This window comes from Niabella digestorum (genome assembly GCF_036409055.1).
Classification (GTDB): Bacteria; Bacteroidota; Bacteroidia; order Chitinophagales; family Chitinophagaceae; genus Niabella; species Niabella composti.
The window spans coordinates 207,653-230,999 of record NZ_JAZGLY010000004.1 but is presented as its reverse complement, the minus strand read 5'-3'; the positions used below and the strand labels follow the sequence as shown (position 1 = coordinate 230,999).

The window sequence follows — 23,347 nt, the reverse complement described above, 5'->3', positions numbered from 1 at the left end:
CCACGTAAACGAGCCCCACATATATATCGAATATAAAATACATTTGCACCGTGCATCGTAAGATTATATATATCATCAATCCGATTTCGGGTACACGTTCAAAACAACGTGTTCAAAACATCATTGCGAAGGAAACGGCAAAGGCAGGCATCGATTTTCAATTTATGCCTTCGGTAGCCAGCGGGGATTATTCTTATATCGAGCAGATAATAATTGAAGAAGGTATTACCGATGTCGTCATTGTAGGAGGAGACGGAACTGTAAGTCAGGTGGTTGATAGTCTGATGCATTTGCCCATTCAGTTTGGTGTCATCCCATGCGGTTCGGGAAACGGATTGGCTTTTAGTGCCGGCATTCCTAAAACGCCACACAAAGCACTGGATGTGATTTTTAATAATCAGGCCCATCGTGTGGATGGCTTCCGGGTGAACAAGCATTTTGCTTGCATGTTATGCGGCATTGGCTTCGATGCACAGGTAGCGCATGATTTTGCAAAAGCCAATCAGCGCGGACTTACAACGTACATAAAAAAAATATTTACCAATTTTTTTTCAGCTAAAGCCTATTCGTTTAAGATTAAGCTTAAGAATAAGAGTTTTTCTACCAGTGCCTATTTTATCAGTATCGCTAACAGTAATCAGTTTGGCAATAATTTTACCATTGCTCCTAAAGCATCGCTCAGCGATGGCTTGCTGGACGTCGTTATCGTTACTGACCAGCCTAAGTTTACGCTGTTGTACAATACGATTAAACAGGTTGGTGGGCTAAATTCTTTACAGGCGAAAGAAAGTATCGATGCCAACAAAGGCGTGATTTATTTTCAGACGGATGAATTAACGATAGAGAATATCGATAATGCGCCGGTGCATATTGATGGTGATCCTGCGGAAACGCAATACAAATTGCATGTGGTTATACAGCCCGATTGTTTTAAATTGCTCGTAGGAAAAAAATCTATATGAAAAAGAATGCAGGTGTAACATTGCCCAACCGTTATCAACAAGGAGTACTCGACGCCGGATGTGATGAGGCGGGTAGGGGCTGCTACGCCGGACCTGTATTTGCAGCTGCAGTTATTTTACCCGAAGATTTTTATCATCCATTGCTAAACGATAGCAAACAAGTATCAGCGAAGGTGCGAGAAACGCTGAAAACTTATATAGAAGAACATGCGCTGTCCTACAGTGTGGCCATGGTAGATGTAGATGAAATTGATAGTATTAATATCCTTAAAGCATCTCAAAAAGCCATGCATCTGGCATTAGACGGACTACATATACGCCCTGAATTTATTTCGGTGGATGGTAATTATTTTATCTCCTATCAAAACATTCCACATCAGTGTATTGTGAAAGGCGATGGCCGCTATGCGCATATAGCAGCAGCCAGTATTTTAGCTAAAACCTATAGAGATGCATATATGTGCCAACTGCACGAGCAATTTCCGCAGTACAACTGGTACGCCAATAAAGGATACGGTACTGCCGAGCACCGAAAAGCCATAGAAGACAACGGGCTCTCCATTCATCATCGCAAAAGTTTTCGTATTACACCATCTCAATTAAGTTTTTTCGAGTAAAATTTCGGACAGCTTTAGGTTTTAGGGTATTTAGGCAAAATATTTGAAGTGGAAAAGATTGTCGTATTTAGTTACCTATTAAAAACACTGTAAGATGAAAGCATTTTTAATGATTGCCTTCTTAGGTTTTGCTACGAGTACGGTGTGGGCTCAGTCTGCAGAGAAATCTTCCTCCGAAGAAACAAAAGCTGAACCTGCTAAAAAGTCGGAAGATCCAGAAAGTCGGCATGAGAAGAAAAAATCGGCCATGCGACGTTTCGGTGAAGCGCAGCGTGATTTTTGGAAGACGGAGCATGAAAAACGTGTAGCCGAAAAAGAAGCAAAAGAAAAAGGTGAGACTGTAAAAAAGAGCGGTCCTCCTAAGCCTCCTAGTCCTTTTAAGAAAAAGAAAAAAGAAAAAGAAGCTGCTGAAGAAGACGAATAATTCTTTGAGTATCAGCTAATGCCCGTCCAACGCAGATGGGGAGGCATATACAATGCAACCATACAGATAATTATACCTGTCTATAAGTAGGAAGGATAAAACATTTATTAGTTGATTGGTAAAATTTATCGGTATGAAAAAACTTATAGTAATCGCATCGGTTGTATTGGTTACGCTGATTTATAGTGATGCATTTTCGCAAGTAAGACCTCCCTTGCCGCCTCATCCTCCACATCCGCACAAGGTGATTCACAAACATCATAAAAAGATAGCGAAGGCGCATAAGCATCATATAAAAAGAAAAGTGCATCCTCCACATCCGCACTATTATTCCAACAAGTATTATCGCACCCATCCCCAAAGGGTAGTAGTTATTAATCTACCTCCCATAGTGCTGTAAAAAACTGATGCTGGACAAATTAGGGATAAGGGTTTCTTCTATCAAGTCCCCAGATGAGCTTGGTTTGAATGGTATGCAAGAAATTGTTCTCACTTAAGCGAATCAGATTTACGGAGAACTTTTCTTTTCGTACGGCTAGAGAAACGTTTTTGGAAATAATTTCTTTACGAGAATCCAGCGCACAGATAATTTCGTCCCATCGGCTCTCGATTTCAAAAGAAATAATACTGTTATCGTTCACTACCAGCGAGCGCACATTGAGGTGGTGTGGGGCTACAGGTGTGATGACAAAGTTTTCAGAGTCTGGAAACACAATAGGTCCACCACAACTTAATGAGTAACCTGTAGAGCCCGTAGGCGTAGATACAATGATGCCGTCGGCCCAATATGTATTGAGCAGCTCACCATTGATGTAAGTGTGAATTTTCAGCATTGATGCAGTATCGCGTTTGTGAATGGCAAATTCGTTGAGACCAAAGGGGATATCGCCAAAAATGGGGACATCTGCATCTACATGTATGAGTGTTCTTTTTTCACTGATATAAGTGCGAAGCGCCAGCGCTTTTATAGCAAGGGCCAGATTATCGCGTCCTATGCTAGAGAGGAAGCCCAATCTGCCAAAGTTAATTCCCATTATCGAAATGGGTTTATCCTTAATCAGCGTGATGGTATCTAGTAAAGTACCGTCTCCTCCCAGTCCTATAATAAACTCCACATCACTGTCAAGGTCTTCCGATACGGTAAAAGTAGGTGTGCGGTCGCTCAGGTTCAAAGGCTCTTTTAGTTCTTCATACAGGGGTTTATAAAGCACATACTTGAGTTTGTAATGCCTCAGTTCTTCGAAGAATGTTTTAACATCCTCGTATGTAGAGGGGGCGATGCCTCTGCTGTATACCGCTACTTTCATTCCTTGATTAAAATAATGTCTTCTTATGTAAAAATAACCCGTTTTGTCCTAATTGGTTAAACGAAAACTCAAACTTAAAAGTAAAGTCGTTTACGGTCCATAGATCAAAGCCTACACCTCCACCCAGCAACAATCGATTGGGCAGTCTGTTATCACCCGGTTCGGGATGATACACATAACCGGCATTGCCGTAAACTTTTCCATATATCTTTAATGGGATCAAACGGTCGGTAAGCCATCTGAGGGCTGGAATACTAAAACTGAAATTAGTAAGCTGTTTGAAAAGCGTCACATTTACGAGTCCTCCGGCTACACCGTCCACCACATAAGGTTCATAGCCGCGCAGGTTCATATCGTTATAGCCCAGAATTGGTAAATTATAATAAGGTTGTTTGAAGGGAAACTTTACTGTACCTAATGCTGAAATATTGTAAAAGGTTCGATATCCCAGATGCCAGTAGCCTTGCGCCTTAGCCGTAATTTGCCAGAGGTTGTGTTTGGAATTTACTCCTTGCTTTGTAACAAATAACTCGCCTGCATGACCGCTGGTGGGGTAGGGTATATAATCCAAGTTTTGGTAGAGAAGCCGGTAGTAAAACTCCGGATACCAAACTTTCTTTGCTCCGTTTTTAAAATAATTGGGATTGGTGATAAGAACGGAATCTCCCACTCGCACCACATTGTAACCAAAGCCAAAAAAGTGTTTAGTGAAAAAAGCAGGACGATAGGTTGCCTCAACGGTACCTTTGAAAAAGTTGCGGATATAATCGGCGGTATCTTTTATAAATAGCTGTTTATCGTTAAGAGTAGTGGCATTGATTTCATGCGTTTTCCCAAGCGATAGATTAATGCTGGCACCCCATTTCATGTCTTTATCTACATAGGGTGTAGTATAGCTCAGTAATAGTTGTCGTGTATAACCGGTAATCAGAAAAAAGCGCAGTTTGTCGTTGTTTCCGGTAAGGTTATCATAGTTCAGTTTAATACCATAATCAAGTCTTTGAATACTGGCTGAGTTTTCAAAAAGCCATTCGTTCAAGTTGCGGTCGATAGGTTTTACATAAGGAATTGGATAGATATACCATTTTTCCTTTACAAAAATGCCTACATCGATATTGGCATCCTCAACATTTTTTATGAATACTTCCGCACGGTGGAAAAGCGTGGTATTCATGATTTGTATTTTGGACTGCGCAAAGATTTCGGGCAAGTGGTATAAGCGCACACTATCGCCTTCCTTAAAAGGTAGCTCGCGAAGTAATATGGCCGGACGTGTGCGTTTATTGCCCTCGATGATGATACTACGAACGTAAAGTTGCTTATCGCCAATGATATCTTTTAGACTGTCGAGACTAAAGCTGTTAGGTGCAATGGGAGAAGGATTGCTTTCAATATCTTCCTGGTGTTCAATGCGTGTAGTATCCTCCTGAGCAACAACTGTTGTACAGGTGCCGAAAATTATTAAGAGCCACAACAAATATTTTTTAATGTTAATAAAATGCATGCTACCTCACAGATCTTCAGTGATACTTACTGGTGGTGCATTAAACGTTGAGATAACTCATCAAGTTCTCATAGTTGCTCTTCAGCTCATTGGCATACAGCTCTTCACCAAAATAGTATTTTACTTGATAATCGTATCGCTGAAAGGTAGCGACAATATCCGATACTTCAAGCTTATTTACCTTAAGCGTAATGAACATTTTTCCTGTTTCCTTATCTCGGGTAGTGTTGAGTTGCGTAATCTGGGCATCGTTAGACTCTACAAGCCGTGTAATTTCTGAGAAGGAGTATTGTATGGAGTCAATTTCCAGAACAATAAGTGCGCCGGGCTCTTCCAGTTCCATAAATCCGGCAACTTCTGCTAGTAGTTTGGAAGATTCTACAACCCCTTTAAAATGATGGTCTACATCAGTAACCGGCAGGATGCTCAGGTGTGACGTTACTGCCAATGACACGGCTTTTAACAGATGGTCATTGACATTAATGGATATTTGGATGAGTTTGTGTGCGATATCCTTAATGATCTGGGTTTCATCGGCGTTCAGTAGGGTTTCCTCGCGTATCAATCCTACGAACTCCTCATTTTCCACCACCGGAAGTTCCTGTACATGGCATTGGTACATTTGTTCCAGAACATAATCTACCCTGTCAGACAACCGGATCTGAGGTAGTTGTTCGTAGGATAAATTATTTACTAACATAGTGCCTTTTTTATTATAAGACTAAAATCTTCAGGCTTCTGTTGCAATCGCGGAGTGTTTTTTTAGGAAATTAAATAATATCCGGTTGAATTCGTCGGGAACTTCCATCATGGGGGCGTGGCCACATTTGTCTATAAAATGCAGTTCGCTATTGGGCAACAACTTATGAAACTCCTCGGCTACAAAGGGAGGCGTTACATTGTCGTTTTTTCCCCATATCAATAGGGCCGGAATTTGAATATTTTGTAATTCCTTTTCAAGATTGTTGCGGATAGCACTTTTGGCTAGTGCAATAATCTTGATAACCTTGAGGCGATTGTTGGTGATGGAAAAAACCTCGTCTACCAACTCTTCGGTAGCCATAGCCGGGTCATAGAAAGTATACTCTGTTTTTTTGCGAATATATTCCCTATCGCCTCTTTTGGGGTAGCTATCCCCCATGGCACTTTCAAAGAGTCCTGAGCTACCTGTAAGGGTTACCGTTTTCACACGATTTTTGTTTTCGTATTTCAACAGGTATACTAGCCCTACGTGGCCGCCCAATGAGTTACCTAGTAGATGAATATTTTTATAGTCCCTCAGTTCGATAAACTTGTGCAGATACTTGGCTAAACCGCTTACGCTGGTATGCAAAATATCCATATCCAACAGCGGAAGCATTGGAACAACTACCTTATTATAACGCTTAAAGAAATGAATAAGCTCGGTAAAGTTGCTCAATGCACCAAAAAGACCATGCAACAACACGAGGGGTTGTCCTTCTCCTTCCTCAATAAAACTGAATTTGTCGTGTTGTTTTATTTCGTATTGCATCTATAGTATCATTATCGCTGCTAATATATTGATTTTAATAATTGCTACACCAATTACTAATTTTTTTGTCCGAAGCAGCTAAAATAGACATTAGCGCCCAAACATGCGTTCTATCTGTTCTTTTTTAAACTCCAGATAAATGGGATTGCCATTAGGAGCAATATTGTATACAGAGCAGGCAAAAAGATTTTTTAGTAATTGTCTCATTTCCTGTTCGGTAAGTCGGGTACCGGTTTTTACTGCACGTTGTCGGGCCAGCGAGCGAATCAGTTTTTCTCTTTGGCTGAGTTTAAGCTCACTGTTGAAATGTTTGTATTGCTCGATGGTAAAATCGATAATCTGTTTTTCTTGGCCCGGCTCCAAGTCGGCAGGGGTACCTTGGATTACAAAACTATTTTTCCCAAACGGCTCTATAAGATAACCCAAAATTTTGAAATGTGGCAGCAATTCGTTGAGAATGACGGCATCGCTGGGCGTAATATCCAATGTGATAGGAAACATACTCCTTTGTACCGTAATGGGTTGCTGCTCCGAGGCTAGACTCATCTGTTCGTACAATACTCTTTCATGTGCTGCTTGCTGATTTACCAGCAAAAAGCTTTCCGTGGTGGGAAAAAGGATATACGACTGTAGTACTTGTGCCAATTCCGTATTTTCATCCACAGTAAAACCCGAACTAATTGGGGGGCTGATGAATGTGGGTGCGGAGTTTTCTTCTTGATGGTCGAAAAAAACAGGCTTTTTTTGAATAGGCTCGTAAAAATCTTTCCAGTGCTTTAGCTCCGAGGCGGAAGGTCTGTCGATAAAATGAGCCTGATTTTTTTGCGTAAACCCTTTATAAAGCGGCGAAGTTGTGACGATTTCTTTTTTGTCCTGTGTAAAAGGTTGTGATACCGAAGGTAGTTGCTGAATAGAGGCGTCTAGATCAAAATCAAGCGTAGGCGTGATACTGAACTGTGCTAGCGCATGTTTTACGGCTGCTTGCACAAAGGCGTATACAATTTTTTCGTCCTCAAATTTTATTTCCTGTTTGGTCGGATGCACGTTTACATCTACCTGACTAGGATCAATATCGATAAACAGCACATACATGGGAAAACTGTCTGCCGGAATCATTTCCTGATAGGCCGACATCACCGCATGATTCAAATAAGCACTTTTGATGAAGCGGTTGTTGACGAAGAAATATTGATCGCCCCGTGTCTTTTTAGCGGTTTCGGGTTTGCCCACAAAACCGTGAATATTCATATAGTCTGTTTCTTCGTTTACAGCCACCAGTTTGGCATTGTAGCTATTACCTAGCAGTTGTACGATACGCTGCTTCAGGCTGCCTTTTTCCAGATAAAACAGTTCTTGTCCGTTAGAAGTAAGTGTAAACCGAATTTCAGGAAAGGCCATGGCTACCCTTGTAAACTCCTCTACAATGTGCCGCATTTCGGCCGCATTGCTTTTTAGAAAGTTGCGTCGAGCCGGAATATTGAAGAACAGGTTTTTCATGGCAATATTGGTGCCTTTGGGTGTGGCTACCGGTTCCTGCCTTTGTACCACGCTGTTTTCAACTTCTAGTAAAGTACCGGCCTCGTCTTCTTCGCGACGCGTTTTAAGGGTAACTTGAGCTACGGCTGCAATAGAAGCCAATGCCTCGCCCCGAAATCCCATTGTTTTGATATGAAACAGATCGTCGATGTTCTTAATCTTGGAGGTAGCATGCCGTTCAAAACACATACGAGCATCGGTTTCGCTCATGCCGCAACCATTGTCAATAACCTGCAATAAGGTTTTGCCGGCTTCGGATACAATCAGCTTTATTTCCGTAGCGCCTGCATCTACAGCATTCTCCAATAGCTCTTTTACTGCACTGGCAGGGCGTTGAATCACCTCGCCGGCAGCGATTTGATTGGCAATATTATCGGGTAATAAAACGATTTTGTCAGACAATGTCTTTACAATTTTGAACAGACGAAGGTACGAGGAAAATACAAAAGCGAAAACCTTCTGCAGCAAGTTTTAAATGAATTGTAAGAAAAAGTACAGAGAATACATTTAGCGATAAAAATATTACTCTATACAGAAAAGAAATCTAAAAAAATTTTCTTGCCTAACGATCCTTATAATTTTTTGACACATGTCGCTAGACGTGTTGAAATAGTAGAATGTACTCTGCATTTCCTCTCATTTTATAAATATTAGGCGTTACATTTGTAATGCACCTATAAAATAGTAATGATGAAAAAGTTTGGTTTGTTTTTGCTGGCTACAGCCTGTTCTTTTTTTTCCTATGCACAAAATGATGCCGCAGCTCATAAGTGGGTGGAAGAAACCTATAAGAAATTGACCAATGAAGAACGCATCGCCCAACTGATTATTATTAGGGCTTATTCCAATAAAGGGGTAGAGCCTAATGTAGTTAACAGTATTAAGAAATATAACGTAGGTTCAATTTGCTTTTTTCAGGGAGGTCCGGTAAGACAGGCAAAACTGACCAATTATTATCAGAGCATTGCCAAAACTCCTATTCTTATTACTATCGATGGTGAGTACGGTTTAGGTATGCGTCTAGACAGTGTTACACAATATCCTTATGCTATGACGCTAGGTGCCGTCGCTGATCCTTCGCTGGTATATCGTACAGGTAAAGCCATCGGTGCGCAGCACAAACGTCTAGGAGTGCATGTAGACTATGCTCCAGTAGTAGATATTAATAATAATCCCAATAATCCTGTTATCGGCTTTCGCTCATTTGGAGAAGATAAATATCGTGTTGCCAAAATGGGTGTGGCTTATATGAAGGGAATGCAGGATGCCGGCATTATGGCTTGTGCCAAGCATTTTCCCGGACATGGTGATGTAGATGTAGACTCACACTTGGATTTACCAGTGATTAATAAATCGCGTGCCGAACTAGACGATATGGAGCTGTATCCTTTCCGTGAAATGATTAAGGCTGGCGTACAAAGTGTAATGGTAGGGCATCTTTCTGTACCTTCTATTGAAAAAGGAAAAAACCGTGCTACCTCTATTTCGGCTAATGCTGTAAACGGTATTCTCAGAAACGAATTAGGCTTTACCGGGCTTACTTTTACCGATGCCCTAGAGATGAAAGGTGTGGCAAAATTCTTTCCTGGTGGCACCATTGCCGTGGAGGCGCTGATTGCCGGTAATGATATGCTATGCCTGCCCGAAAGTGTAGAAGGAACGATTAATGCAGTGAAAGAAGCTATCAAGCAGAAACGCCTTTCTTGGAAAGACATTGAAGCTAAAGTAAAGAAAGTATTGAGGGCAAAATATAATTTAGGCTTGGCTCATCAGCAGCCCGTAGTGCTGGACAATTTGCTAGCAGACCTAAATGCAGAAACCAATGCTATCAGACAGGAAGTGGCCAAAAACGCTTTGACACTATTGAAACTTACCAATACTACTACCTTCAGAAATGAGTTTTTCTCTTGGCCTTTAAAGAAGGATCGTAAGATTGCTTATGTGGGATTCGGTACAAAGGAAAACAAAGCTCTGGGGGAGCGTTTGAAAAAAGATTTTAATGCTGATGTGTTTTATATCAAATACAACGAGCCTGCTAGTAAAGGAGGCATGGTGGTAAAAGCAATTGAGGAAGGGAAGTATGATGATGTGATCATCGGTTTTCATGATCTTACCTTGAGAAATACCAAGAACAACAATTATGGCATCACTCAGGAAGCACTGAAAAGCTGGTATGCATTGAATAAAACCAATGCTATTACTCTGGTGTTTGGTAACCCACTGGCCATAAATAGCCTCTGTGGAGCCCAATCTTTAGTAGTATGTTATGAAGATGATGATATCTTTCAAAATGTAGCGGCAGACTGGCTTCGCGGCGACTTTGTCGCTCAGGGGTCGTTGCCGATGAGTGTGTGTGCCTATAAAGCCGGCGATGGAAAAATTATTACAAATCCCGAAACGGCAATATTAGAGCCTATAGGCGACGAGCGTTTTGCTGAAGTTGATTCGCTGGCACAAGCTGGCATCAATAGAAGAGCTTTTCCCGGATGTGTAATACTTGCTGCCAAAGACGGCAAGATTGTTTATCACAAAGCTTTCGGAAACTATGAGTTCGAAAATGCTCCTGCTATGCAGCTCCACAGTATTTTTGATCTGGCTTCGGTTACTAAAATATCGGCAGTAACGGTATCCATCATGAAACTGGTGGAAGAGGGAAAGGTAGATTTAAAAAAAAAGCTGAAGGACTATCTACCGTTTACTCGAAAAACGAACAAAGCAGATCTGACTCTGGAAAACATATTGCTGCATCAGGCCGGTATGGTACCTTTCATTCCTTTTTATAAAGCCACCCTTGATGAGGATGGCAATCCTAGAACTGATCTTTATCGTTCTGCTCCGGAGCCCGGGTTTACCACACCTGTAGCTAGAAACCTTTACATACGCGACGACTGGAAGGATACCATCTGGGCGAGTATCTTGCAAAGTCCTGTTGTACCACAGGGTAGAAAGTACGAATATAGCGATAACGATTTTTGGTTTCTGGGAAAAATTGTGGAAACCGTATCCGGAAAGGCATTGGAAGAATACGTTCGGGATAATTTTTATATTCCGTTGCACATGACTACTACAGGGTATCGCCCTTTGGAACGTTTTCCTCTCGAACGAATTGTACCTACCGAAATAGAGTATGGTTTTCGCAATCAATTGATTCATGGCACAGTACATGATGAAGGCGCAGCTTTGGGAGGTGGTGTTGCTGGTCATGCAGGTTTGTTTTCCAGTGCATACGATCTTGGTAAACTGTATCAGATGTTATTGAACGGAGGAGAGCTGAACGGCCGTCGTTTTCTGAAATGGGAAACCATACAAAATTTTACGGCTTATCGTAGCAGCATCAGCCGCAGAGGCTATGGTTTTGACAAGCCCGAAAAAGATAATGACACTCGCCAACGTCCCTATCCAAGCCAGCTAGCCTCACCACAAACTTATGGGCATACAGGGTTTACCGGCACTTGTGTATGGGTAGATCCTAAGTATAACATCCTTTATGTTTTCCTTTCCAATAGAGTGTATCCTTCACGCAATAGCCAAGGCCTAGTTATCGATGGTAAAGATATTCGCGGCCAAATTCAGGATGCTATTTATCGGGCACTTGGTGTAACAGGAATATCCTAAGTTATTATAGGATGACAGATGAACAAGAGCCCTGCCATAAAGATACTTGCTGCTATTATTATTGTATGTATTATCGGCAGCTGTAGGCAGCATACTCGTCATGTGGAGCCTGCATTTTATTACTGGAAAAGCCAGTTTCAGCTATCTGGATTTGAAAGACTTCGTCTCGACAGCTTGCAGGTAAGTACACTTTACGTGAAGTTATTTGATGTGGTGTGGGATGAGCTTGCACAAAGGGCTTCGCCCGTTGCAAAGCTTGTAGTAAGGGATACCGGTTTTCTTAAAAATATCAATATTATTCCTACGGTATTTATCACCAATGAGGTTTTTTATAAGCTGGATAGTACTGCAATTCGAGTGCTGGCGCGTAATGTCACTTCGCTCATAAAAAAATATCAGCAACTGTACCGATTGACTACTTTTAAAGAAGTGCAAATGGACTGCGACTGGACTACTACCACTAGGCGCAAGTATTTTTATTTTTTAGAGGAAATAAAGCGGGAGTACTCAGAGCCGGAGCTATCTGCTACCATACGTCTACATCAGGTAAAATACACCGGCTCTGCGGGGATTCCTCCGGTACAGAAAGGTTTGTTGATGTGCTATAATATGGGTACACTACAGCAGAGCGATGCGGTGAATTCCATTATTAGTGTAAAGGAGTTTCAGCAATATGCAGGAGCTATAGATACATATCCTTTACCGTTAGATATTGGTCTTCCACTTTTCGATTGGTATGTGCTGTTTCGCGATAACAAATATGCCGGACTCTTTATGTCTATCAAACCTTCATTATTAAGCCGGTTTCGTCAAACAGATAAAAACCTTTTCGAAGTAATAGAAGATACGCTAGTGGATGGGCGACGATTGAAAGTCGGCGATAGGCTACGTTATGAAAACAGCAATATTGAAACCGTGCAGGCCGTTGCCTCCTTGCTAAATAAAAAATTGAAAGCTTCCCGATTACGTGTGGTACTGTATCATTGCGATTCAGTAACTTTAAGTAAATATCCATCGCATGAGCTGGAAAGTATTTACCGCAGTATGCAGCATTATTAGTGCTGCGTTGATATCTGTTCCTCAGAATATCATCGGATGCGGAGGCGGCATAGATCCCTATGATTATTATATCAGCTTTTTTAACCAATACGCTACATCACAAATTCGCTATAGACCTTTCTTTTATACGAATGAACTGTTTTTGTTCGATTATAACGAGCCGGTAAATACGCAAGAAACGCTGGTAAAGGAATGGGTATCATTTACGGGTAATACAGTGCCTGAGAAAGATGTGAGAGCTTTCATCATGAAATTTCCTGCAAAAGACATTCATACCCTGTATTATCATATTGAAAGAAAAACGCCCCCGACGCTTCCTGATTCAATTAGTCGCAATGGTATGTCGCAATTTTTCCTCAAGAAAAAAGACTTGGAAGCGCTCGGATATATTTTGTATGCGAAAAAAGTAGAGCCTCATGTATTGCCTACAGATGAGTGGGAACCGGTAACGCGCGATAGTATTACTATGGACAAGCTTATCAAAAACGGATTGCAACTATATAAAGTGGCAAAAACAGATTTGTTCAGGTTGAAATATGGTTATCAGATTGTCCGACTCGCGCATTACAATAATCATTATCAGGATGCCATTAGATACTATGATGAACTGGTGGCGGGCAATCCCGAGAAGAGCATCCTGCAGCCCATGAGCCTTGCTTTAAAGGCGGGAGCTTTGTTCCGATTGAAACAGCATAAAGAGTCGGCTTATCTCTTTTCCAAAGCCTTTCACATGAGCCCGGTGAAAATAGTTTCTAATTATTACGGTTTTAACTGGGCTGTGGTCAAGGAGGCGGACAGAGCATCATATCTATCATTGTGTGGCAACGATAGGGAAAAAGCAGAGATGCTTTCGTTGTTTGCGCTGCAGACACCTGAACCAGATTTGAATACACTGAAATCCATTTATCGTCTTTGGCCATCGACTGATATATTTTCTACGCTTGTAGTAAGAGAAATCAACAAATATGAAGAAGATTACCTAACGCCGCGCATGAGCAAGGAATACGAGGATCAGTTAAACGGCATTTATTATTATTACTACTACTATTACACCCCAGCCGAGCGCGATAGTCTTTTACATATCAGACAAGAACCTTTAAGAGATTTTGTGAACTTTCTGCAGCACATTGCAACAGAGAAAAAGGTGAAGGACCCGGCGCTCATGTATCTGGCTGCCGCGCATGGAGCGTATATGCTGAAGGATTTTGCTACTGCTAGATCACTATTAACCAAAGCAGGACAAATGTCTTTGTCTCCTCGCTTGAAAGACCAATGGATGCTTACCAATCTGCTGGTAACTATTAGTCAGCAGGAAGTCATAGATGCGGCTTTTGAGGCCAATATACTGCCCTCAATAAAATGGTTGTATGAAAAAGCTTCAGAAGGAACGCGAAGAACTTCCGAGGGGGTGTTGTTGTATGAAAGCAACTCCGAACCCGCACAATGGTATCGCTTTTACAGAAACTTGATGATGGATGTGCTGGCTAAAAGATATGAAGCACAGGGCGATCGTGTAAAAACTTTGTTGGCCATGGGCTCCTCTGAAAGTCTGGGTATTGCAGGGTATAAGAGTGCCATCAGCTATTTGCGTAATTCTTTTGATAGCCCGCAAGCTGAAAAGCTTTATGATTTTTTGAGCGGTAAACAGTTTACGCCATATGAAGCATTTCTGGTAGCTAACAATACTATAAAGCTTGCCGATGTTCAGGAGTTTGTAGGTACGGCTTATTTGCGCGAATATCATTACGATAAAGCCGTGAGCTGGCTGCAGCAGCTGCCTCAGCAAAGAATTATTGAGAAAAATCCGTTTATCGATTTATGGTTTGACAGGGAAGAGCGTCTGCCCGGAGATACGGTAACCACTACTCAACTCGCTTACGCCCTTGAAATGAAAAAGCTACATGAGCTTGCTAAAACTGATAAAGCCAATGCAGCACAACATCTGTACAAAATTGCATTAGGACTTTACAATGTAACTTACTACGGCTATGCCTGGAATCTGGTGGAATATTTTCGCAGTGGTTCAGATGGCTATTTCGTTCCCCCAAATGCTACTCCTTTTCAGCGGGAGTACTACACGGCTGCTACGGCCGAATCTTATTTTAAAAAAGCACTGGAGGCCAGTGCAGATCCCGAGTTTAAAGCCAAATGCTTGTTTATGATGGCGCGCTGCAGTCAGAAACAGGTGGCAAAACCGCGTTATGGAGATTACGCGGATTACGATACATATGAAAAGCTAACTGATCGATATTATTTTGATTTCATGAATAATAAATATTACAGCTTATTGAAATCCCAATACGGGCAAACCGCATTTTATAAGGAGGCGTTGACGCGCTGTTCCTATCTTAGAGATTTTGTGGGGAAATAAAAATTTTTCTATACTTTTGCCCTCCTCTTAAGCAAAAGTTCTTTTTTAGAATTTGCCGTTTTTCGGCATCGGTCCTATAGCTCAGCCGGTTAGAGCACCTGACTCATAATCAGGGGGTCCCTGGTTCGAGCCCAGGTGGGACCACGATGGAAAGCCCCAGCGTTTGTTGGGGCTTTTTTTATGGATGTAGGCTATTATGACTTATGATATTCTCTAAATCAGCAGTGAGGGTACATCGGTTTTACTCAGACGCCATGAGAGGCAAGACTTCAGCATCATAATAATACCTTTTATGCCCAATCATTTACGGCCAACATACAAGAAGGGAAGCTTTTCTTTTTCAATCGTATGAGATATCTTCAGTCAAATCTTAAAGATAGAGGAGCATATTAAGCGCATTAAACGCAGAAAGTATCTTCCGAGTTTGCAGCGATAATTATAATAACCATTCTAGGCAACTTCAAACGATGGGATAACTTTATCCTTGGCCTCACAAGCCAAACTTTCCTGTATAATTCACGCAGGAAAATTAAAAGGTTTATTATTAAGATAATCGCTCGCTAACGAAGTCTTTTTTCACACGTACATTTCTTTACATCGAGATGATGAAAATAGGAGAGGCTATATTCTTCAAGGGCTAATAATAATTTATTGAAAGCCTTGAGAAGGGCTGTATTATATTTGCTGCCAAAATATCCATTATGTATACGATTATAGATTATTCTATATATACAGCCAAGGCAGAGCTTCCTTATAATATAGCCGATGCTACGCATACGCTTACCGAACTTTCCTTTATCGTATTGCGCATACAGGTATCGAATGGAGTTATTGGTGAGTCGTATTTGCTGAGCTTTCAATACAGTCCGGAGGCCATTGTTGGGGCATTAAAAGATATTGGAAGTCTCGTTGTAGGTGAGCAAGTTCATGATACCATTAAAGTTTTGAAAAAAGCAGATGAGGCGAGTGAATACTTTGGCAAAGAAGGTATAAATCGCTGGGCACAAGGAGCATTTAATATTGCAATGTGGGATGCTTGGGGTAAAATACTGGGTCAGCCGATATGGAAATTGTGGGGTGTATCGGTAAATAAAGTGCCTGTATACGGAAGTGGAGGTTGGTTGTCTTATTCGATTGAGGAGCTGATAGCAGAGGTGAAGGCTTATAAAGATAGAGGTTTTAAAGCTGTAAAAATAAAAGTTGGTAAGCCAGACTGGAGAGAAGACCTAGAAAGGTTGCGACTGGTGAGGGAGGCTGTCGGAAATAATGTAGATATTATGATGGATGCCAATCAGGGTATGACGGTGTCCAATGCTTTATTGCTGGCAAGAGCTGCCCGCGATCTAAATATTCAGTGGTTTGAAGAACCCATAGACCATACAGACTTTCAGGGATATCAGTTTTTGCGAAACCAAGCAGGAATTTCTTTAGCTATGGGTGAGCGGGAATACTCGATGGTTCCGCTACGTGAGCTATTAATAAGAAATGCCATTGATATATGGCAACCCGACATCCTTCGTTTGGGAGGGGTAGAAGGTTGGAAAGCAAGTGCTGCACTGGCACAGAGTTACGGCATCCCTGTTTTGCCACATTATTATAAAGACTATGATGTTCCTCTTTTGTGTACTATACCTAATGGGGTAGGAGCCGAATCGTTTGATTGGATAGATCCGCTTATTGATTACCCTCTGGAAATTAGCAATGGTATGGCAAAGCCTCGTACAGAACCGGGATGGGGTTTTCAATTTAAAGATCAATTCTTGACCCAAATATTTAAGTATCGTGAATAAGCTTGAGCTACTTTTCTCATTAAAAGGAATTACCATTATTGTAACCGGTGCATCAAGTGGGCTGGGACTAGATCAGGCTATTACACTGGCCGAATGTGGTGCGAGGGTATATGCCCTTAGTCGTACTGGGAACATCAAAACAAGGCAGGAAAGAGAAATACCGGATAATCTGATATTTAAGAAACTCGATGTAACGGATAGAAGTGAAGTAAGCGCTGTTTTCAAAGAAATAGGCGACCAGCATGGTATTGATGTGCTGGTTAATAATGCAGGTATTACCAAAAGGACGAGAGCAGAACACGTCACTGCAGAAGATTGGGAAGCCATTCATCGGGTAAATACCGATGCTGTATTTTATTGTTGTCAGGCAGCTTATCCCTATTTGAAGAAATCCAAACATGTGGGGCGCATCATTAATATCTCCTCCATGGCTTCTTATCTGGGCTTTTCAGAAGTAGTTCCTTATAATTCAAGTAAATCGGCCGTATTAGGTATTACGCGTGGCCTAGCCGTTGAATGGAGTGCAGACAATATCTTGGTAAATTCTGTGTCGCCTGGCTGGTTTCCTTCTGAAATGAACCTGCAGGTAATGGATGCGGACAGAAAAGAAAAAATTTTATCACGGATGCCTTTGCATCGTTTTGGCAAGCCTATCGAATTGTCTGCAATGATTTGTTTTCTAGCTTCTCCATCCGCTACTTATATTACCGGTCAAGATTTCAGTGTAGATGGTGGGGCACTTGCTTTTGGATACTAAAGTAAATCATTATTAAGCAGCAATAGTATAGACTCTTTTATTAGCATTTCTACATCTTTTCTGTATAGTATCCCCCAATCTTCTCGAATGTTACTGGCTGCTCCGCAAATAACCCCATTATGCCGAAGTTTCTGTAGAATAATTCTTGATGAATGTGGGCTTGAGAACGACTTACAGACGTTTCTACTATCTGCCGTGACCACGGTATGGATGAGAGTAATATCTTTTATAATAGTCTATGTGTTTTTATTTATAATGTTGTAATAGCGCCGTCTTTTCACGCCTTCTTGGAGAACCATAGGAGAGTTGGAGTATGCCCCTTTGCTTTTTTAATTTATAGCTGAAAAATCTTTATGAATTTTTGATAGGAAAATGGAAGCTCGACTATCAATCAGAGCAAGAACCGGGTGATGCTGTGTAGTAATCAATCGAATAATAAAATGGATGCTTTACTGAATTAATTATGAGCAATTGTATTAAACATTCGAGACATCTTTTTTAATTCAGAAAAAGAAGAAAGATTTTAATAGTCAGCTCTCTGGCGTTCGTTTTGCTTATGAACTTCTATTTTTACTACAAATCTGAGTTGCATTTTAAGTTCTTTTTTGCGAGTATATAAAAAAGAAGATAAGGGAGGCTTTCATAAGATTAACGGGGTGCTTTTATGTAAATAAAAAATGCGTAGAAAAGTTCATCCATGAAAGTGAAGGAATATAAAATATTTACATGCAGCCCCCACCGTGCAAACGTTAGCACAGTAATTTGTCTTGTAAAAGTTTTTTTGCCCCTACGATTTCTGCTATCTTTCAATTTGATCTGGATTGCCTGAAGAATAGCCATCCAACCTCTGTATTGCTTTGTTAAATCGATAATTTTTGAGTCATGAAAATTCTGAAAATCGGGATACTGACGATTTTTTTAAATCTTTTCGTTGGCGCCCTCGCGCAGGATGTGAGTCTAAAACTGCAAAAATCTATAAAACTTACGGAAGCAGCCCGTTTACAACGGTGGCAGCAACTGAAACAACCCGTGTGGGTTGGTTTTGGTACTACGGCTATTCGTTATCAACAAGACATTCCTCCGCTGGAAACGCTTCAAAACAGCTGGAGCGCAGCGGCATGGAAGAATGAAAAAGTTCACACACAAATTGTAGTGGCTTCAAAAAAGAAACTGGAGCGCATGAGCATATCCACAGAAGATTTAGTGCATACTACCGGACATCGTATTCAAAGTGAAAATATCACAGTGGGATTTGTGCAATACGTGCTGACTGATGAATTCGGCAATGGATGCGGACGCCGTAAGTCAATGGATTTTGATTCTTCGTGGGTGGCAGATATTATCAATACCGAGCTTACACAGATTGCGGTAGCAAGTTATAATACACAACCTATATGGATATCGATAAAAATTCCGCACAATGCACGGAACGGGAAGTACAGCGGTTTCATTACCGTAAAAGCCGATAAAGATTATCGCTTACCGATTACTATAAACGTTATCAATCGAACATTGCCTTCGCCACAGGACTGGTCGTTCAGATTGGATTATTGGCAACATCCGGCAGCCATTGCACGCGTGCATCAGGTGCCGCTTTGGAGTGATAAGCATTTTGAGTTGATGCGTAAATATTATACCATGCTCGCAGAGGCCGGCCAAAAGATTATTACGGCAAGCATTGTAGAGGAACCCTGGAATCATCAAACCTATGATGATTTTCCGAGTTTGATTCAATGGACTAAAAAAGCTGATGGTACGTGGAAGTACGATTACTCTCTGTTTGATAAATATGTTGCTTTTGTGATGAGCTGCGGTATCAACAAGCAGATTAATTGTTATAGCATGGTTCCATGGAAAATAGCTTTTAAGTATTATGACGAAGCTTTACAAAAAGATACTGTCTTCACTGGTAAAATCGGCACTCCCGAATACAACGAGTTCTGGCGCAACATGCTTACCGATTTTACTGCTCATTTAAAAGCAAAGGGATGGTTTAACATTACTACCATTGCCATGGATGAACGTCCGATGGAGTCCATGCAAGCAGTGATTAGATTATTAAAGTCCATCGACCCCGAATGGAAGGTTTCGCTGGCCGGAGATTATCATGCCGAAATTGAAAAAGACATTTTCGATTACTGCATTGCTTCTAAATGGCAATATCCGGAGGAAATACTGAGAAGCCGTAAACAACAAGGTAAAGCGAGTACTTGGTATGTATGTTGTACTGAAAAGTACCCCAACATGTTTACTTTTTCACCGCCTGATGAAGCGGTATGGGCAGGTTGGTACACGGCGGCTACTCGTATGGATGGATTTCTGAGATGGGCTTTTAATAGCTGGACCAGAAGTCCACTTACCGATAGTCGGTTCATCACCTGGCCGGCGGGCGATACTTATCAGGTTTATCCCGGTCCACTTACTTCTATTCGTTTTGAAAAATTGATAGAAGGTATACAGGATTTTGAAAAAATCAATCAACTTCGAAAAATGTATCAGCAGCACGGCGAAACAACGAAATTAAACCAACTGGAAGCTGCTTTGCAAACTTTCAAAATAGAACGATTATCAAAAGAATCGTCCCGACAGATGATAGAGCATTACAAGCATTTGTTAAATGAATAAATTAATATCTGACAGATCCTATACCCTGAAAAATTAGAATGGTAACTATATACGTGTTGGGACAAACAGATTATGAAATAAGCCACTTAAAATAGTGGCTTTATTTTTACTACTTCTTTTCAGTCTTTTTTACTCCCTTTCCAGTCGTGCTAATCTTCACCATATCTTCAAATGAGCCTTCAAACTTTACTTTAGGCTCGTAAGTTTCTGCACGTTTTTTAGGAGCTTTCTTTTTTGCTGCTTTTGCCTTAATAATTCCTTAATATTGGTTGGGGGTAAAAAAGGCTGATAGGTTAATAAATTAACGTGTGGTAAAGCGCAGAACCTCCTTCATCTATATTCATTTATTCACTTCTTTTAACTCGTTAATCTTAAGCTAACATTGGCGTTACAATTTGGTAATATGGCCGTAATAATGTGTTAACACAGCATGTTCACCTTTGCAGCAAATTTAAAGTGTGAAAAGAATTTTACTCGGCTTGTTTTTGTTAGTACTCGTTGTTTTTGCAACCGCCGGTCAGGCGCAAGGCCCCGTTAAGTTTAGCGGACAAGTGAAAGATACAGTTTCTGCAACACCCGTCGCCGGCGCTACCTTGACGATAACAGGCGCTGGCACTTTCAATACGCAAACAGATAGCCTGGGGCGTTTTGTTTTCAACATACCTGCCGGTAATTACAACCTGTCCGTTTCCAATGTTGGCTACGTAACTTATACTGAAGCAGTGGTAATAAACAATCAGGACAATGCTTTTAAAGAAATAAACCTTATAAAAGATAATAAGACCCTGCAGGGAATTGTTGTTACTTCAAAAGTCAATCGGGAGTCGGAAACCAGGCTGCTTACCGAGCAAAAAAAGGCGGTAGTAGCGATACAATCTATCGGAGCGCAGGAGCTTTCGCGAAAAGGTATCAGCAATGCTGAAACCGGCGTTACAAAAATTTCAGGTGTTTCTAAACAGGATGGATTAAAGAATGTATTTGTGCGCGGATTGGGCGATCGTTATAATTCCACTACGCTTAACGGGTTTGCCATTCCTTCCGAAGACCCGGAGTTTAAGAATATTTCACTGAGCTTTTTCACCAACGATATGATCCAATCCATAGGGGTAAACAAAGTATTTACAGCTTCTATGAATGGTGATGTGGGCGGCGCACTTATTGATATAAGATCTAAAGAACTTACAGGCAGGTCTGAACTACAGGTAAGCCTGTCATCCTCCATAAACAGCCAGGTACCGGGTAGCAGCTTTTATCTTCCGGACGGTGTGAATAAGCTTGGATATTCTTTTGCCTCCAAAGGACCCGCCCAAAAAGACCAACAATTCATTACAGATTATTCCGCCTTTAACACTTCGCTTGATCCTATAAAGAAAAGCACACCGATCAATAGCAGTATTGCCATTTCCGGCGGGAAAAAATTCTCGAACCGGCATAGCTTTTATCTTGTCGGTGCCATGAACAATACTTTTCAATACGAGGAAGGCGTAACACGCTTTATTACTGCAACCAATCCTCAGGATCCATACAGGGATTTAACCTATCAGCAATCCGAAAGAAATGTTTCTCATCTTTTAATGGGCAATCTGCAACTCAATTTTGAAAAAGGAAAACTGTTTTATAATTCTATGTATATGCATACAGGATCGGCATATGCGGCAGATTTTTATGGTAAAGAATCCGAAATTTTTCAGGTAGCACAGGACTATAACTATGAGGGGCTTATCAGGCGTCTGCAAATCAATGATAATACTCTTTTTATTAATCAGTTGATGTGGAGCGGAAACTTTTCTGACAGGTTAACCTATAATATAGGAGCCGGCGTCAACTACATATCCGGCGAAGAGCCTGATCGCAGAATACTAATGTTTCCTTCCATTGGCAACGGAATGGTACAACTGGCGGCAGGAGAAGGCAGAAACCAGCGGTTTAACAGCATGATAACCGAAACAGCTGTGCTGCCCAAAGTAAATGTTCAGTATAAACTTTTACCTAACAGTGAAAAGGTTTCTTATGTTGAATTAGGGTATGATGGAAGAATCAGTTCTAAAGATTTTTCAGCGCCGATATACAATCTTATATGGGCCGGAGGACAAGCCAATTCCCCTAAGTTTGACCGGAATAACATAGAACTTGATCAATATTTTAATCAGGAAAACTTAACCAATGGCTCTTTCCGCGTTGAACATTTCAATGATAAATACGATGTTAAGCGAAACAACCATGGAGCTTATATTGACCTGGTGCATCAGCTAAACGGCAAACTCACTTTGAACGCCGGGCTAAGAGCCGACAATATTTTTACCAAAATTAATTACGAAGTAAACCGCGGAGTAAATATAGGCTCAAACACCATCGAAGGATTCTTCTTTTCGCCCAGTTTAAATGCAAAGTATGAACTAAACAGCGAGCATCAGTTAAGAGCAGGTGTAAGCCGCACGTTTACGCTGCCGCAGGATAAGGAAATATCTCCTTTTATTTATTTGGGTATTGATGGAAACGAGAATGGTAATCCTAACCTGGAAGTTTCTACTAATTACAACTTTGACCTTAAATGGGACTGGTATATTTCTAATAGTGAAATGCTGACTTTAAACGGATTTTATAAATACATCGTGGATCCTATAGCCAGGGTGGATCAGGGCAATTCTGCAGGGTTAAGAACTTATGATAACGTATCTGATAACGCTGTTGCTGCCGGTGTGGAACTTGAGCTGCGCAAGCAAATACTGTCGCTTGCATCCAACAAACACCGCTTTAGTTTAGGCATGAACGGATCCTATATTTATACAAACGTAAAGCTGGACCCACAATTTTTTGTACAAAACACATCGTCTCAGCTCGAAGGAGCAGCACCCTATATTTTAAATGCCGATGTAACGCATAATCTGACAACGGATAAATTAAAGATGACCTCCACGCTGGTGTTTAATTATTTAAGCGACAAAGTGCATACCATAGGTACACGTGGGTATAACAACCTTATTGAAGAAAGTGTATCTACCTTGGATTTTGTAAGCCTGATAAACGTTAATAAACATTTAGGGTTCAGTTTTAAAGCAAAAAACTTATTAAACCCCGATTATAAACTTACCAGGAAAGGTGCTACAGAAACGAATATCCCCGCGGCGATAATACGCAGTTATAAGAAAGGTATGACATTCGATTTAGGGGTATCCTACAAATTTTAGTGCATTTCACCAGTGTGCCTGTTTAAATAACAATGATTCATTTTTAATTTTTTGGAAATTATATTTTAAATCAAGGGTT

16 protein-coding genes and 1 tRNA gene are annotated in these 23,347 nt (G+C 41.0%); 12 read left to right on the top strand and 5 right to left on the bottom strand.

All coding sequences use genetic code 11. The annotated features are described in order from the left end of the window. Positions 1-50: 50 nt before the first annotated feature. The 4 genes from V2H41_RS08445 to V2H41_RS08430 all read left to right on the top strand — a co-directional run bounded on the left by V2H41_RS08445 (position 51) and on the right by V2H41_RS08430 (position 2,403). Positions 51-962 carry a diacylglycerol/lipid kinase family protein gene (locus V2H41_RS08445; protein WP_330974707.1) on the top strand — a complete coding sequence of 304 codons (912 nt, stop codon included), beginning with the start codon at positions 51-53 and terminating at the stop codon, positions 960-962. After that, a complete protein-coding gene (locus V2H41_RS08440) occupies positions 959-1,579 on the top strand; it encodes a ribonuclease HII (protein WP_330974706.1) in 621 nt (206 codons plus the stop codon). The genes V2H41_RS08445 and V2H41_RS08440 overlap by 4 nt, the downstream gene beginning before the upstream one ends. 94 nt (positions 1,580-1,673) lie before the next feature. Beyond that, on the top strand, positions 1,674-2,003 hold the full coding sequence (locus V2H41_RS08435) for a hypothetical protein (protein WP_330974705.1): 330 nt from the start codon (positions 1,674-1,676) through the stop codon (positions 2,001-2,003). A 133-nt stretch (positions 2,004-2,136) separates the two neighbouring features. Next, entirely contained in the window at positions 2,137-2,403 is a 267-nt protein-coding gene (locus V2H41_RS08430) for a hypothetical protein (RefSeq protein WP_330974704.1), read from the top strand. A gap of 19 nt (positions 2,404-2,422) precedes the next feature. Here the strand turns inward: V2H41_RS08430 and V2H41_RS08425 are convergent, their stop codons facing one another. The 5 genes from V2H41_RS08425 to mutL form a co-directional block, all read right to left on the bottom strand. Beyond that, a complete protein-coding gene (locus V2H41_RS08425; protein WP_330974703.1) occupies positions 2,423-3,310 on the bottom strand; it encodes an NAD kinase in 888 nt (295 codons plus the stop codon). A gap of 7 nt (positions 3,311-3,317) precedes the next feature. Beyond that, positions 3,318-4,784 carry a POTRA domain-containing protein gene (locus tag V2H41_RS08420; protein WP_330974702.1) on the bottom strand — a complete coding sequence of 489 codons (1,467 nt, stop codon included), beginning with the start codon at positions 4,782-4,784 and terminating at the stop codon, positions 3,318-3,320. A 70-nt stretch (positions 4,785-4,854) separates the two neighbouring features. After that, a complete protein-coding gene (locus V2H41_RS08415; RefSeq protein WP_330974701.1) occupies positions 4,855-5,514 on the bottom strand; it encodes a CBS domain-containing protein in 660 nt (219 codons plus the stop codon). Positions 5,515-5,544: 30 nt separating this feature from the next. Further along, positions 5,545-6,327 carry an alpha/beta fold hydrolase gene (locus V2H41_RS08410; RefSeq protein ID WP_330974700.1) on the bottom strand — a complete coding sequence of 261 codons (783 nt, stop codon included), beginning with the start codon at positions 6,325-6,327 and terminating at the stop codon, positions 5,545-5,547. 90 nt (positions 6,328-6,417) lie between these two features. Beyond that, positions 6,418-8,265, bottom strand: a complete 1,848-nt coding sequence (gene mutL, locus V2H41_RS08405; protein WP_330974699.1) for a DNA mismatch repair endonuclease MutL — start codon at positions 8,263-8,265, stop codon at positions 6,418-6,420. 285 nt (positions 8,266-8,550) lie between these two features. Between mutL and V2H41_RS08400 the strand changes: the two genes are divergently transcribed. The 8 genes from V2H41_RS08400 to V2H41_RS08365 all read left to right on the top strand — a co-directional run bounded on the left by V2H41_RS08400 (position 8,551) and on the right by V2H41_RS08365 (position 23,268). After that, positions 8,551-11,478, top strand: coding sequence for a serine hydrolase domain-containing protein (locus tag V2H41_RS08400; protein WP_330974698.1), 2,928 nt, complete (start codon positions 8,551-8,553; stop codon positions 11,476-11,478). Between the two features lie 18 nt (positions 11,479-11,496). Further along, positions 11,497-12,537, top strand: coding sequence for a hypothetical protein (locus V2H41_RS08395; RefSeq protein WP_330974697.1), 1,041 nt, complete (start codon positions 11,497-11,499; stop codon positions 12,535-12,537). Continuing rightward, positions 12,497-14,908, top strand: coding sequence for a hypothetical protein (locus V2H41_RS08390; protein WP_330974696.1), 2,412 nt, complete (start codon positions 12,497-12,499; stop codon positions 14,906-14,908). The genes V2H41_RS08395 and V2H41_RS08390 overlap by 41 nt, the downstream gene beginning before the upstream one ends. A 70-nt stretch (positions 14,909-14,978) precedes the next feature. Beyond that, positions 14,979-15,052: transfer RNA gene (locus tag V2H41_RS08385), tRNA-Ile, on the top strand. A gap of 557 nt (positions 15,053-15,609) precedes the next feature. Beyond that, positions 15,610-16,698, top strand: coding sequence for a mandelate racemase/muconate lactonizing enzyme family protein (locus tag V2H41_RS08380; protein ID WP_330974695.1), 1,089 nt, complete (start codon positions 15,610-15,612; stop codon positions 16,696-16,698). Further along, on the top strand, positions 16,691-17,455 hold the full coding sequence (locus V2H41_RS08375; RefSeq protein WP_330974694.1) for an SDR family NAD(P)-dependent oxidoreductase: 765 nt from the start codon (positions 16,691-16,693) through the stop codon (positions 17,453-17,455). Before V2H41_RS08380 ends, V2H41_RS08375 begins: the two co-directional genes overlap by 8 nt. A gap of 882 nt (positions 17,456-18,337) precedes the next feature. Beyond that, entirely contained in the window at positions 18,338-20,080 is a 1,743-nt protein-coding gene (locus V2H41_RS08370) for a DUF4091 domain-containing protein (protein ID WP_330974693.1), read from the top strand. A gap of 458 nt (positions 20,081-20,538) precedes the next feature. Beyond that, positions 20,539-23,268: a TonB-dependent receptor gene (locus V2H41_RS08365; RefSeq protein WP_330974692.1), complete on the top strand. Its 2,730-nt coding sequence runs from the start codon at positions 20,539-20,541 to the stop codon at positions 23,266-23,268. Positions 23,269-23,347 lie beyond the last annotated feature (79 nt).

Excerpts from the sequence above, each read along its gene's own strand:
- V2H41_RS08425 (WP_330974703.1), bottom strand. The coding sequence starts at position 3,310 with ATGAAAGTAGCGGTATACAGCAGAGGCATCGCCCCCTCTACATACGAG.
- V2H41_RS08370 (WP_330974693.1), top strand. The coding sequence starts at position 18,338 with ATGAAAATTCTGAAAATCGGGATACTGACGATTTTTTTAAATCTTTTC.
- V2H41_RS08400 (WP_330974698.1), top strand. The coding sequence starts at position 8,551 with ATGATGAAAAAGTTTGGTTTGTTTTTGCTGGCTACAGCCTGTTCTTTT.
- V2H41_RS08415 (WP_330974701.1), bottom strand. The coding sequence starts at position 5,514 with ATGTTAGTAAATAATTTATCCTACGAACAACTACCTCAGATCCGGTTG.
- V2H41_RS08435 (WP_330974705.1), top strand. The coding sequence starts at position 1,674 with ATGAAAGCATTTTTAATGATTGCCTTCTTAGGTTTTGCTACGAGTACG.
- V2H41_RS08410 (WP_330974700.1), bottom strand. The coding sequence starts at position 6,327 with ATGCAATACGAAATAAAACAACACGACAAATTCAGTTTTATTGAGGAA.
- V2H41_RS08440 (WP_330974706.1), top strand. The coding sequence starts at position 959 with ATGAAAAAGAATGCAGGTGTAACATTGCCCAACCGTTATCAACAAGGA.
- V2H41_RS08430 (WP_330974704.1), top strand. The coding sequence starts at position 2,137 with ATGAAAAAACTTATAGTAATCGCATCGGTTGTATTGGTTACGCTGATT.
- V2H41_RS08380 (WP_330974695.1), top strand. The coding sequence starts at position 15,610 with ATGTATACGATTATAGATTATTCTATATATACAGCCAAGGCAGAGCTT.
- V2H41_RS08395 (WP_330974697.1), top strand. The coding sequence starts at position 11,497 with ATGAACAAGAGCCCTGCCATAAAGATACTTGCTGCTATTATTATTGTA.
- V2H41_RS08390 (WP_330974696.1), top strand. The coding sequence starts at position 12,497 with ATGAGCTGGAAAGTATTTACCGCAGTATGCAGCATTATTAGTGCTGCG.